Raw genomic sequence first — 12868 nt, forward strand, 5'->3', positions numbered from 1 at the left:
GGCCCGCCCCGTGCCCGTGGCCCGCCGCCGGTCCGACCCGCCCGCCCTCGCCCTCGTACGTCCACCCGGGAGTCCGACCATGTCCGACGACGTGCCCCAGCAGCCCACCGCCCCGGCCGCCCCGGCCGTCCAGGACTGTGCCGCACCGCTCACCGAGGCCGGCCAGGGCTTCCACCCGCACCTGCCCGGCGACGCCCCGGCGGCCGGCAGCGCGCTGCGCGAGCGCCTGCACCACATCCGGGCCGGGGAGCTGGACGGCGACACCGCGCAGAGCTCGGGCATGCGGCGCTTCGCCGCGATCAGCGGCCGCACGGTCGGCTCGGAGAAGCTCTGGATGGGCGAGACCCGGGTCGCGCCGTCCACCGCCTCCTCCGACCACCACCACGGCGAGTCCGAGACGGCGATCCACGTGGTCAGCGGGAACCCGGAGTTCGTCTTCCTGGACGACTCCACGGGGGAGCCGGTGGAGGTGCGCCTGAAGACCGGCCCGGGCGACTACGTCTTCGTGCCGCCCTTCGTCCCGCACCGCGAGGAGAACCCGGACCCGCGGCAGGAGGCCGTGGTGGTGATCGCCCGCAGCACGCAGGAGGCCATCGTGGTCAACCTGCCGGGCCTGCACGTCCTGCACACCCGCGAGGGGAGCTGACGACGTCGACCGGCGGCAGGGCGACGTCCTGGTCATCGACGACGTCGCCGTCGGGCACGGTCGGGGTCAGGCCCAGGTGATCTCGAAGGACCTGAGGCGTTCGTCCTGGAGGGTCGGGTGCATGCCGGCTGCCGTCAGTACGTGCTGGGATGCGGCGTTGTCGTGGTCGGTATCGCCCTTCACGCGGGTGACGCCGTGCTCCCGCGCGAACTGCAGCAGTGCGCGCAGCGCCTCGGAGGCGTAGCCCTGGCCGCGCACCGCCGGGCTGAGGCCGAACCCGATGGTGACGCCACCGCTCTCGTCGGGAAGTCCGTGGAAGCCGATCCCGCCGATCGCGTGACCGTCCTCGCGGCGGCGGATCTCGTAGTTGCAGAACGGCGCGCCCTGCGGGGCATCGGTGTTCGCACACGTACCCAGGAACCGGGTGGCCGCGATGACGTCGCCGGGGGTGGGGTAACCGGGCGCCCATCGATCGACGCCGTCAGGCTCGCCGGACACCAGCCGCTGCGACTCGGCGACAGTCAATGGATGAAGCACAAGCCGTTTTGTCAGAAGGTCGCTCATGGCCCGAAGGGGTACCACGCGCGAGGACCGGACCGCACCTGGATTACACCGGGCAGGAGGCGGGAGCCATCACCACGACGTCGGGGTGGAGGTCTCTGGCCGGCTACTCGGACCGGCGGTCGGCGGCGAACGTCGACGCGCTCTCGAACGGGCGCCGGCGCGCCCTCCTTGCCCGCCAGCGGGCAGGAGGGGCCCTTCTTTCGACACCGGCGCGCCCTTCGGCTCACTCGCCCCTGTTCCGCTGCCCCGGCTGGTGGGGGCCGTCCGGGGCGAGGATGCGCGAGCCCAGCGGGAACTCGCACCAGACGCTCTTGCCGCTGCCGAGCGGCTCCACGCCCCACCCGGCGGTGAGGGCGTCCACCAGGAGCAGGCCGCGCCCCGAGGTGGCGGTCTCGCCGGGCGTGCGGCGGCGCGGCAGGTCGCTGGAACGGTCGCGGATCTCCAGGCGGATGCTCGGCGCGGGCCCGGTGAGCAGCTCGACGGTGAGCAGCGCGCCGCCGTCGGTGTGCACCAGCGCGTTGGTGAGCAGTTCGTCCGCGGCCAGCTCGATGTCGGGGATCAGGTCGCCCGCGCCCCAGGCGGTGAGCGCCGCGCGGAGCATGGTCCTGGTCTCCACCAGCCCCTCCGGGTCGGCCTGGTGGATGTGCTGGGTGAGCTGCCGGGTGGCGTAGGTGCCGGGCACGGCCGCCCGGTGCAGCAGCAGGAGCGCCATGTCGTCGCTGGTGCCGGAGAGTTCCAGCAGGCCGTTGCAGAGGTGGTCGGCGAGCGCCTCGGTGGCCGACGGGCCGGCGCGCACCGCGCCCGCCAGCGCCGCGAGGCCCTGCGAGATGTCCTGCCCGGGGTGCTCGACCAGCCCGTCGGTGCAGAGCAGCAGGGTGTCGCCGGGACGCAGGTCCAGCCGGGTCTCGGGGTAGTCGTCCTGGCCGAAGACCGTGGCGACGCCCAGCGGCAGGCCGCCGCGGACGGTGGCCCAGCTGGTCCCGCCGCTGCCGTGGCGCACCAGCGGCTCCAGGTGGCCGGCCCGCACCAGGCGCAGCGCGCCGGTCTCCAGGTCCGCGTCGACGTAGACGCAGGTGGCCGACCGCTCGGTGTCCAGCTCGGCGAGGAAGCGCGAGGCGCGGGCCATCACCGTGGCCGGCGGGTGCCCCTCGGCCGCGTAGGCGCGCAGCGCGATCCGCAACTGGCCCATGACGGCCGCCGCGTGGCTGTCGTGCCCCTCCACGTCGCCGATCACCAGGCCCACCCGCCGGCGCGGCAGGCCGATCACGTCGTACCAGTCGCCGCCCACCTCGCGCCCGCTGCGGCTGGCGCGGTAGCGCACGGCGACCTCGCCGCCGCTGATCGCCGGGATGCGGCGCGGCAGCATGGTGGTCTGCAGCGTGGTGGCGAACTCGCGCTCCTGGTCGAAGAGCATGGCGCGCTGCAGTGACTGGGCGACCGCGCTGCCCAGGGCGATGCAGATGTTGCGGTCCTCGGTGCTGAAGTGGTGCCGGTCGCGGTAGAACAGGCCCAGCGCGCCGATCGAGCGGGCCTGCGCGGCCAGTGGCAGGAAGGCCGCCGCCTCGATGCCCATCTGCTCGGCGTAGGGCCGCAGTCGCGGGTAGCGCTCGATCAGCTCCTCGCGGGTGCTGACGAAGCGCGCGCGGTGGCTGAGCGCGGCCTCCGCCAGCGGCAGCCGGTCCTCGCCCAGGCGGGTGAGCGACAGGTCGTCCTGGGCCCGCAGCGCCTCCGAGGGCTGCTCGGTCACCGCGACCAGGCGCATCATGCCGCCCTCGATCAGCCCCAGCGCGAGCCCGTCGGCGCCGAACCGGCGCAGCCCCTCGCTGTTGGTCAGCACCCGGGTCACGTCCCGCACGGTCAGCGCGCGGGCCAGGGCCTCGGTGGTGTTGCGCACCGAGTCGGTCTGCCGGCGACGGTCCGCGGCCAGCGTGCGCATCCCGTCCGCGTGCGCCAGCTCCTCCTCGGCGTTGCGGACGATCCCCACGATCCGGTACGGCCGGTCCGTCGCGTCCCGCAGCACCCGCCCCTGGGTGTGCGCCCAGCGCAGGCTGCCGTCACGGCAGACCAGCCGGAAGTAGGCGGCGAAGGTCAGCCGCCCCTCGCGCAGCGCGAACGAGACGGCCTCGTCGAGTCGCTCGCTGTCCGCCGGCAGCACCCGGGCGGCGAGCGAGGCGGGCAGCCCGTCGAACTCCTCGGGCCGCAGGTCGAAGACCTCCAGGCCGACCTCGTCGAGGTGGTACGTGCCGGTGTCGAGGTCCCAGTCGAAGCTGCCCATCCCGTTGAGGGCCAGCCGGTCGTTGGCGGCCGTCGGCTCGCTCTCCCGCGCCAGGGCGGGCGGCACCACGGCCTGGGCGGCCGCGGTCTGCACGGAGGTCGGGGCGTGCGGGCGCCCGGGGGCGCGTGAGTGCGCGGGGCGGGAGACCCTGGGGTCGTAGCCGCCCGGAGACCTGGATGGGTTCGCCATGGCGGGGCTCCCGTGGATCGATCGGCTGTTCCGCTGACCGCGCCGGGTCCTTTCCTGGAACGCCCGGCCAGTCTATCCAGGCCGCGTTGCCCGCGCATCAATGCCGAACACCGGGCGGGCCCGACGTGGGTGCGGCGCGGAATCCGCGGTTCCGTGCGAAAGGTTCGCCGGGGTGTCGCCGAGGAGCTCGGAAACGCGCCATCCGCTGGCCGGGAATCCCCTGCCGAGCGGCCGTCCGGGGCGGCTACTGTTCGTTCTCGGAACGCGCTTGCCCTGGAATTCCCGCCTTCCGGAATCCGCCGTGCCCGGGCCGCACCGGCCCGGACACCGTCGTGCACCGTCGATCTCGTCCCGTCGAACCCGAGGAGTTCCATGTCCCGCGTCCGCACCGCCCTGAGCATCGCCCTGCTGGGCGCCACGGCCACCCTCGCGCTGGCCGTCTCGCCGGCCCAGGCCGCCCCCGGGGACACGGTCAACACCTGTGCCAGCACGTTGACCCCGGCCGGCTGGGTGGACGTCCAGTGGTGGTCCACCTTCTCCTGCGGATCGACCTTCGACCCCAACGCCAAGCAGATCAAGCAGATCGCCGGTCTGCCGATCGGCACCACGGTCAACGTCTGTTCGTCCACGCTGCCGCCGGCCGGGTGGATCCAGACCGCTTCCTACTACAGCAGCAGCTGCCAGTACTCCGCTACGCCCAGCTTCAACCCGAACAGCTGGAGCCTGCGCCGGGTCTCCTGACACCGGCTCGCTGAATCCCTGGGCCGCTGAACCCCTGGCCGGCTGAATCCCCGGCCCGCCGAATCGCGGGGCCCTGAATCCCCGGCCCGCCGCAGCGCGGGCCGGGGGGGGGGGGCGGGGATTGAGGGCGGCGCCATCCCGGAAGCGCCGATTCCCGGGGTGGCCGCATTCCGGAGCGGCGGCATCGGGGCGCGGCGCGCAGCATGGAGTGAGGTGCCACGGTGGTGGAGCTCCGTGCTGTGCGGCCCCGCACGGTGGCACGGGTTCGGAGGTCTGCGATGACTCGCAAGACGGCCAAGGCCGTAGCCAGCCAGCCCTGGCTCACGCCCGCCGAGCGCGCCGAGCGGGGTCGGGCGGCGCGGGCGCGGGCGCCACGCTCCAGTCACGGCGACTTCGAGCCGGCGGCGAGCCGGCCGGATCCGGTGGACGTGATCGAGCGGCAGTCGGCCACCCGCCTCCAGGAGCTGGTGCCGATCCGCTACGGACGGATGACCGAGTCGCCGTTCCGCTTCTACCGCGGCGCCGCCGCGATCATGGCCGGCGACCTGGCCGGCACCCCGGCCTCCGGACTGCGGGCCCAACTCTGCGGAGACGCTCACCTGTTGAACTTCCGGCTGCTCGCCTCTCCGGAGCGCAACCTGCTGTTCGACATCAACGACTTCGACGAGACGCTGCCCGGGCCCTGGGAGTGGGACGTCAAACGGCTCGCCACCAGCATGGTCATCGCGGCCCGCGAGAACGGTTACAGCGCCCGGGAGCGCGCCGTCATCGTCACCACCACGGTGCGTTCCTACCGGGAGCGGATGCGCGAGCTCGCGCAGATGAAGAACCTCGACGTCTGGTACGCGCGGGCGGACGCCGCCCAACTGGAGGCCGCGGGGTACGGCGGCCTGCACAAGCGCGGGCGCAAGCGCGTGCGCGGGACGCTGGCCAAGGCCCGCACCCGGGACAGCCTGCAGGCCTTCGAGAAGCTCACCGAGATGGTCGACGGCGAGCGCCGGATCACCTCCACCCCGCCGCTGGTCACCCCGCTCGGCGAACTCCTGGCGGGCCAGCAGCGCAGTGTCCTGGAGGAGCAGATCCGCGGCCTGATCCAGAGCTACCGGCGCTCGCTGCCGACCGACCGCCGGCACCTGCTGGGGCAGTTCACCCTGGCCGACATGGCGCGCAAGGTGGTGGGCGTGGGCAGCGTCGGCACCCGCTGCTGGATCATCCTGCTGCTCGGCCGGGACGGCGGGGACCCGCTCTTCCTCCAGGCCAAGGAGGCCGACGAGTCGGTGCTCGCCGCGCACGCCGGCGCGAGCGAGTACGCCACCCAGGGCGAGCGGGTGGTCGCCGGCCAACGGCTGATGCAGGCCGCCAGCGACATCTTCCTCGGCTGGGAGCGGGCCCAGGGCATCGACGGCCGCGAGCGGGACTTCTACGTCCGCCAGCTGCGCGACTGGAAGGGCATCGCGGAGCCCGCGCTGATGGTGCCCCAGGGGATGGCCCTGTTCGGCCGGGTCTGCGGTGCCACGCTGGCGCGCGCGCACGCCCGCTCCGGCGACCGGATCGCCATCGCCGCCTACCTGGGACGCGGCGACGTCTTCGACCGGGCGCTGGTGCGGTTCGCCGAGAGCTACGCCGACTGCAACGAGCACGACCACCTGGCGCTGCTGGACGCCGTCCGGTCCGGCCGGGTGACCGCCGAGGCGGCCTGAGGGCCCCCGGGGGGCCCGGGGGCACGGGCGGGGCGTCCGTCAGCGGCGCAGGTCGGCCCGCACGCGCTCGGCGAGCCGGCGGGTGTCGCGGTGGTTGAGCCGGGCCCCGAGCGCCGCGCCGATCAGGAACGGGGTCAGCGAGGGCAGCTTGCGCAGCGAGCTGCGGGTCAGCCGCTTGCGGACCTGCGCGCGCACCCGGGAGCCGGCGCTCAGGGCGAGCAGCCCGGTGGTCGGCTCCAGCAGGCTGCCGCTGTCGATGCCGCGCCGGTTGGCCCAGGCGGCGAGGTAGGCGGAGGTGCGCTGCGCGCCGGTGCCCGGGGCCCGGCGCCCGTAGACCTCGTGCAGCTCGGCGATCAGTTTGATCTCGACCGCGGCCACCGCCACCGTCTCCGAGGCGGGCGCCGCGATCAGGGCGGGCGGCGTGGGCGCCACGGCCACCGCGCCCACGCCCGCGCCGATCGCGGCGGAGGCCCGGGTCGCGCCGAGCACCAGCCGGTCGGCCAGCTCCTCGGGGTTGGCCGCCTTCGGGTGCTGGGCCCGCAGCGTGGCCAGGTCGCGGACCGGGATGCGCGGCGCGGCCGTCAGCAGTCGGTCGGTGAGCCCGCGCATGCCGCCCACCGCGGCCCGCGCGGCCCGCCGCCCGTGCCGGGCCAGGGGCGCCCCCACGTCACCGGCGGGCTCCGTGCCCGCGCGGGTGTCCGGTGCGGTGTCCGGCGCGGCGTCGGCCGCCGTGTCGGGGAGGGCGTCGCCGGGCCGGTCTCCGGGGCGGGCCAGCAGGCCGGTGACCAGCCGGGCCAGCCGGTCTCGGCCGCGGGCCTCCCGGGCGGCCTCCCCGTCCGGCGCGGCGAGGTCCCAGTGCTCCATGCCGGCGGCGAGCCGGCTGAGTTCGTCCGCGCTGTCCGGAGGCGGCACGGGGGTGGCGCTTCGTCTACGGATGACTGCCATGCGCATCATGTACCCGCTGGCTCCCGGCACAGTCGCCGCCGGGCCCACCCGAATCGCGGACGGCGGTCCGGCCGGGGTGCGCGGACCCGCCGAGGCGTCCTCGGACCGGTTCGCGGACCGGCTCGCGGCTCAGACCCGGCCCAATCGGGCGACCAGCAGCGTCGCGTCGTCCGCGGAGCCGGCCGGCCGGGCCGCCAGCAGCGCGTCGCACACCTCGTCCAGCGGCGCCGCCGGGTCGCGGACCGCCCGGCCGAGCAGGGCGATGCCCTGGTCGAGGTCCTGGGCCGGTCCCCGGTCCTCGATCATTCCGTCGCTGTAGAGGACCAGCAGGCTGCCGGGCGCCACCGGGTGCTCGACGTCGGGGTACACCTGGAGCAGTCCCATCCCCAGCGGCGGCCCCGGATCGCAGGAGAGCACCTCGACCGAGCCGTCCGGGCCGATCAGCAGGGGCGGTGGATGTCCGGCCAGGGCGAGCCGGCAGCGCCCGGTGCCGGCGTCGTACACCACGCAGGCGCAGGTCGCGGGCAGGTCGTCGTCGCCGCCGGCGAAGAGTCCGTCCAGGCGGGTGAGCAGCTGGCCCGGCGCCAGCCCGACCGCCAGCAGCGCGTGCACCGAGGCCCGGTAGCGGCCCATCGCGGCCGCCGCGCCCAGACCGTGGCCCATCACGTCCCCGACGCCGACGCCGACCCGGGCGCCCGGCAGGACCAGCGCGTCGTACCAGTCGCCCCCGGCGAGGGTGTCGTCCTCCGCGGGACGGTAGCGGTACGCCGGCCGGAACCAGGGCGTCGACGGCAGCCGGGCCGGCAGCAGTCGGCGCTGCAGGGCCAGCGCCGCCAGCCGCTCGCGGCGGTAGAGCAGGGCGTTGCCGAGCGCGGTGGCGGTGCGGGCCGCGATCTCCCCGGCCAGCAGCAGGTCCTCCTCGCCGAAGGGGTCCGCCCGGTGGAAGGTCACCGCCCCGAGCACGCCGCCGCCCGCGACCAGCGGCACCGCGACCCCGTGCGGGGCCGCCCGCCCGGTCGTGCCGTGCCGTGGCTCCTCGAAGGGCACCGGCCGCGCCGAGCCGGTGCACTCGGCCGCCGCCGCGCTCGCCGGCCGAGGTGGGGCCAGCGCGTCCTCCGGGCGCGGCCGGCCGGCGTCCCGGGGCGGCACGAGGGGGTGGACGAGGGGGCCGGCAGAGGGCTGGAGGGTCGGGTGGAGGGGCGGCGCGAGGCCCGGGTCGGACACCGCGCCCGCCAGCAGGTCCACCGCGAGCGCGTCGGCGAACCCCGGCTCGCAGGCCGCCAGCAGCTCGGCGGTGACCGTGCGCGGGTCCAGTGCCCGGCCCAGCCCCGTGCCGACCCGGCCCAGCAGCTCCGGCCGCCGCCGGCCCCGCGCGGTGTCCAGCAGCTCCGCACCGGAGTCCCCCAGCGGCCGGACGTAGCCGCCGACGCCCGTCACCGTGCCGTCGGCAGCCCGCAACGGGAAGAGCGTCCCGGAGACCGCGTACGGGTCGCCGGCCGGCCCGATCGCCGCGGCCCGTAGGCCCTCCACGGTCTCGCCCCCGTCCACCACCCGGCGCAGCACCCGCTCGTAGGCCGACGGATGGGGCAGGTCCAGCACTTCGAGCACGAAGCGGCCCAGGTGCTGCTCGACCGGTCGGCCGTTCAGCCGGGCGAGCGCCTCGTTGACGAAGACGAACCGCAGCTCGGTGTCCAGCGCCGCCAGCCCCAGCGGGGCGCACCCCACCAGCCGCTCCAGCGCGGCGACGTCGCCCGCGGTGACATCGGCCGCGGCGCCGGGTCGTGCCGGCGGCAGCGCGACGGCGAGGACGCCCTCCCCGCCGGCCAGCGGCACCGCCACGGGGTGCCAGGCGAGGGTGTGACAGGTGCCGTCGCGCCGCCGCAACCGGTCCCGGCGGGCCCCACCGTCGGCCGCCGACCCGTCGACCGGCGGATCCCCGGCCCGCAGCAGGGCGCGGACCAGGGCCGCCCCGCGCGGCGCGGCCCCGTCGGCGAGCAGCGAGGCGTGCCGGCCGACGACCTCCCGGGCCGGGTAGCCGGTCAGCGCCCGCGCCCCCTCGCTCCAGCGCTGCACCCGCCCGTCGGCGTCGATGAGCGCGGTCGCCACGGCGAACGAACCGGTGCCGCCGCCGCTGTCGGCCCTCCGCCCGCCCTCACTCGTCGCTCGCACCCCACCAGGATAGGCCGACCGCGTGACCGTCCGCTCGCAGAGCGTGAGCGGGCTCGAATCGCCTGCCGCCGGGGGCGGCTCAGAGCAGGTGGGCGGCGACGAGGGCGGCGAACTCCTCGGGGGTGACGATCGTGATGCCCAGCTCCTCGGCCTTGGCGCGCTTGGAGCCGGCCTTCTCGCCGGCCACCAACAGGGTCGTGCGCTTGCTGACCGAGGAGGAGGCCTTGCCGCCGGCCCGTTCGACGAGCTCGTTCATCTCGTTGCGGGAGAGCTCGGCCAGCGCGCCGGTCATGCTGCCGGTCACCACCACGGCCTGGCCGCTCAGCGGCCCGGCCGCGGCCTGGCCGCTTGTGCCGTCGGCCGGGTCGGCCGTCGCCGGGGCCGGGGCGGTCGGCTCGGTGACGGCCGTCCCCACCTGCTGGGCGAGCAGCCGCTCCAGCACCGGGGCGAGCTCGGCGAGCTCGGTGACGATCAGCTGGGCCTTCTCGGCGCCGATGCCGTCGACCGTGGCGAGCGTGGCCGCATCGGCGGCGCGGATCGCCGCCATGCTGCCGAAGTGCGCCGCGATGCGCCGCGACATCGTCCGCCCGGTGCCGCGCACGCCCAGCGCGCAGAAGACCCGGTTGAGCGGGCGGCTGCGGGCCGCCTCGATGGCGGCGATCAGGTTGTCGGCGCTGGTGTCGCCCATCCGCTCCAGGGTGAGCAGCTGCTCCCGGGTGAGCGTGAAGAGGTCGGCGAGGTCGGCGACCAGGCCGGCCTCGACCAGCTGGACCGCGCGGGTGCCGCCCAACCCCTCGATGTCGAGCTGGTCGCGCCCGGCGGCGTAGCGGATCGAGGCGACGGCCTGGCAGCCGCGGCCGCGCACGCAGCGCCAGCGCTGCTGGGAGGTGTCGATCGCGTCGCCGCAGCGCGGGCAGGTGGCGGGGAAGACGATCGGCTGCTCGGCCCCCGTGCGCTCGGCGACCAGCGGGGCCTCCACCCGGGGGATCACGTCGCCGGCCCGGTGCACGAAGACGCGGTCGCCGATCATCAGGTCGCGCCGGGTGATGTCGGCGGGGTTGTGCAGGGTCGCGTAGGTCACCGTGACGCCGTCCACGACGACCGGCTCCAGCACCGCCCGGGGCGCGATGACGCCGGTGCGTCCGACGTTCCACTCCACCTCCAGCAGCCGGGTGACCTGGTGCACGGCCGGCAGCTTGTAGGCGATCGCCCAGCGCGGGGCCCGCGAGCCGCTGCCCGCCTGCTCCTGGTCACCGGCCGCGTCGGCCTTGACCACGATGCCGTCGATGCCGAAGGGCAGGGTGGCCCGCAGCGCGGCGATCTCCTCGATCCGCTGCTGCACCTCGGAGAGCTCCGCGCGGCGCACCGGCCGGGCCGCGGTGCTCGCGGCGGTGTTGGCGCCCCAGCGGGCGAGCAGTTCCAGGAGCTCGGTGTGGTCCAGGGCCTGCGGTCCGACGGCGCCGTAGCCGAAGAAGGTGAGCTCGACCCGGTAGGCCCGGTCCTTGGCGCGCAGGGTGCCGGCGGCGCCGTTGCGCGGGTTCGCGAACGGGGTGGCGCCGTGCGCGGTGCGCAGCTCGTTGGCGCGCTCGAACTGCTCCTGGGTGAGCAGCACCTCACCGCGCAGCTCGACGTCCAGCGGCTCGGCGAGCCGCTCGGGCAGCCCGAGCACGGCGTCGGCGGCGTGCGTGATGTCCTCGCCGGCCAGGCCGTCGCTGCGGGTGACCAGCTGCACCAGCCGCCCGGCCCGGTAGAGGGCCGCCACGTCCAGGCCGTCGAGCTTGGGCTCCACGCACCAGCCCCGCACGGGCCGCCCCAGCCGGCGCTCCAGGCCGGCCGCCCAGGCGGCCAGCTCCTCCGCCGAGAAGGCGTTGTCCAGGCTGAGCATCGGCACCGAGTGCGGGACGTCCCCCACCGCGGCGCCGCCGGCCACCTTGCCGGTCGGCGAGTCCGGCCTGACCTGCTCGGGGTGGACCCGCTCGTACGCCTCGATCGCCCGCAGCAGTGCGTCGTACTCGTCGTCGCCCAGCGCGGTGGCGCCGTCGGCGTAGTAGGCGCCGGCCGCCGCGAGGGCGGTGTCGACGGCATCGGCGTAGGCAGTGGGGGAGGCCGGAACGGCTGCGTCCTTCATGTCGCACATTCTCTCGACCAGCACTGACAGTCCCGATCCGGCCGCGGGGCGGGGGCCGCGCGCCGCGAGGCCGGCGCTGCGCGGGCCGGCGGGCCGTTCGGGTGAACCTGGCGGGCCGGCGGGTGTGGCGGGGCAATCCGGACGGGCGGGTCGCGTCGAAGGTGTCCTGGCCGGACCTGTCCGTCACGGGGTTCGGTCACCGGTGTCGACCCCTGCCCTCGGCCCGTCAGGGCCCAGCCCCGAAAGGCCGTTGCCATGTCGCTGACCCCCACCCGTTCACGGCGCGCCGTCCTGGCGGCCGGTGCCGCCTTCGCCCTGCTCGCCCTGGCCGGCTGCTCCAGCAGCGGTGGCTCCTCGACGCCCGCCGCCTCGGCCTCCTCGGAGGCGGCCTCGATCGCCTCGGCCGTGCGCTCCGAGGTGTCCTCGGGCGCCTCCGCCTCGGTGTCGATCTCCGTGTCGGGGTCGGGGTCCGCCTCGGTGTCGGTGGGGAGCAGTGCGGCCGCGATGGTCGTCACCATCAAGAACTTCGCCTTCACTCCGGCCGACCTCACGGTCGCCCCCGGCACGGTGATCACCGTGACCAATCAGGACACCACCGCGCACACCCTGACCGCCACCGGCAAGGAGTTCGACACCGGGACGCTGGAGCCGGGCAAGTCCGCGACCATCACCGCGCCCACCACCGCCGGGAGTTACCCCTTCATCTGCACCATCCACCCGTTCATGAAGGGCACCCTCACGGTGAGTTGACCCGCCGCCGGGGCCCGCCACCGGGCCGGCCCGCCGCGGCCCGTCGCCCCGGCCCGCCGTCCCGGCCCCAGACCGAGCAAGGAGCGCCATGCCCTCGACCGTCCGCCGTTCCTCGTCCGTCGCGGTCCGCCTGCTGCTCGCCGCCGCGCTGGCCGCGGCGGTGACGGTGGCCCTGTACGTCACCGGTCGCCACCAGACGCCGGACTACACCGCCGAGTTGTTCGGCCGATCCGGCGCGGCGGCGGTCCGGCTGAAGGCCTGGCTGGCCACCGTCGTGCTGGGCCTGGCGGTGGTGCAGCTGGCTCTGGCGCTGTGGATGTACGGGCGGCTGCCGGGCGTCCACCGCGTTCCGCGCGGCGTCCGCACGGCCCACCGGCTCTGTGGGGTGCTGCTGTTCGCCGTGACGGTGCCCGTCGCCGTGCAGTGCATGCGCGGCTACGGCGTCGAGACGACCGGCCCGCGGGTGGTGGCGCACGCGGTGGCCGGCTGCTTCTTCTACGGCGCGTTCGCCGCGAAGGTGCTGCTGGTCCGCAGCCGCCGGCTGCCCGGCTGGGTCCTGCCGCTGGCCGGCGGGGCACTGGTCGCCACCGTCGCGGTCCTCTGGTACACCGCCGCCCTGTGGTACTTCAACGGATACGCGCTGCCCTGAGCCGACCGGGTGAGGCCCTCGGCGCGTCCCGGACCCGGCGGGCGCCCGGGCCGGGGGGGGCGCCGGCCCCCCCGGGCCCCCCCCCCCCCCCCCCCGGCCCCGCGCGCCCGCG

The 12868-nt window shown here is 75.9% G+C and carries 10 protein-coding genes; 5 read left to right on the forward strand and 5 right to left on the reverse strand.

Annotated features, from left to right (window positions below; all coding sequences use genetic code 11):
• Positions 1-79 precede the first annotated feature (79 nt).
• A complete protein-coding gene (locus tag ABD323_RS21510) occupies positions 80-646 on the forward strand; it encodes a cupin domain-containing protein (RefSeq protein WP_344443464.1) in 567 nt (188 codons plus the stop codon).
• Positions 647-712: 66 nt separating this feature from the next.
• Here ABD323_RS21510 and ABD323_RS21515 read toward each other — a convergent pair whose 3' ends face one another.
• On the reverse strand, positions 713-1210 hold the full coding sequence (locus ABD323_RS21515) for a GNAT family N-acetyltransferase (protein ID WP_344443465.1): 498 nt from the start codon (positions 1208-1210) through the stop codon (positions 713-715).
• A 223-nt stretch (positions 1211-1433) separates the two neighbouring features.
• Positions 1434-3674, reverse strand: a complete 2241-nt coding sequence (locus ABD323_RS21520; RefSeq protein WP_344443466.1) for a SpoIIE family protein phosphatase — start codon at positions 3672-3674, stop codon at positions 1434-1436.
• A 372-nt stretch (positions 3675-4046) separates the two neighbouring features.
• Here ABD323_RS21520 and ABD323_RS21525 point away from each other — a divergent pair, with 372 nt between their 5' ends.
• Together ABD323_RS21525 and ABD323_RS21530 are read left to right on the forward strand one after the other, a co-directional pair.
• Positions 4047-4415, forward strand: a complete 369-nt coding sequence (locus ABD323_RS21525) for a hypothetical protein (RefSeq protein WP_344443467.1) — start codon at positions 4047-4049, stop codon at positions 4413-4415.
• A 278-nt stretch (positions 4416-4693) separates the two neighbouring features.
• The gene (locus tag ABD323_RS21530) at positions 4694-6115 is read left to right on the forward strand and encodes a DUF2252 domain-containing protein (RefSeq protein WP_344443468.1); all 1422 of its coding nucleotides are present in this window, start codon (positions 4694-4696) and stop codon (positions 6113-6115) included.
• Between the two features lie 39 nt (positions 6116-6154).
• Here the strand turns inward: ABD323_RS21530 and ABD323_RS21535 are convergent, their stop codons facing one another.
• The 3 genes from ABD323_RS21535 to ligA all read right to left on the reverse strand — a co-directional run bounded on the left by ABD323_RS21535 (position 6155) and on the right by ligA (position 11366).
• Entirely contained in the window at positions 6155-7060 is a 906-nt protein-coding gene (locus ABD323_RS21535; RefSeq protein WP_344443469.1) for a hypothetical protein, read from the reverse strand.
• A 129-nt stretch (positions 7061-7189) separates the two neighbouring features.
• Positions 7190-9229, reverse strand: coding sequence for a SpoIIE family protein phosphatase (locus ABD323_RS21540; RefSeq protein ID WP_344443470.1), 2040 nt, complete (start codon positions 9227-9229; stop codon positions 7190-7192).
• Positions 9230-9308: 79 nt separating this feature from the next.
• Positions 9309-11366 carry an NAD-dependent DNA ligase LigA gene (gene ligA / locus ABD323_RS21545; RefSeq protein WP_344443486.1) on the reverse strand — a complete coding sequence of 686 codons (2058 nt, stop codon included), beginning with the start codon at positions 11364-11366 and terminating at the stop codon, positions 9309-9311.
• Between the two features lie 246 nt (positions 11367-11612).
• Here ligA and ABD323_RS21550 point away from each other — a divergent pair, with 246 nt between their 5' ends.
• A complete protein-coding gene (locus ABD323_RS21550; RefSeq protein ID WP_344443472.1) occupies positions 11613-12107 on the forward strand; it encodes a cupredoxin domain-containing protein in 495 nt (164 codons plus the stop codon).
• Between the two features lie 88 nt (positions 12108-12195).
• The gene (locus ABD323_RS21555; RefSeq protein ID WP_344443473.1) at positions 12196-12756 is read left to right on the forward strand and encodes a DUF6529 family protein; all 561 of its coding nucleotides are present in this window, start codon (positions 12196-12198) and stop codon (positions 12754-12756) included.
• The last annotated feature ends 112 nt before the right edge of the window (positions 12757-12868 follow it).

This window comes from Kitasatospora nipponensis (assembly GCF_039528135.1).
GTDB classification, from domain to species: domain Bacteria; phylum Actinomycetota; class Actinomycetes; order Streptomycetales; family Streptomycetaceae; genus Kitasatospora; species Kitasatospora nipponensis.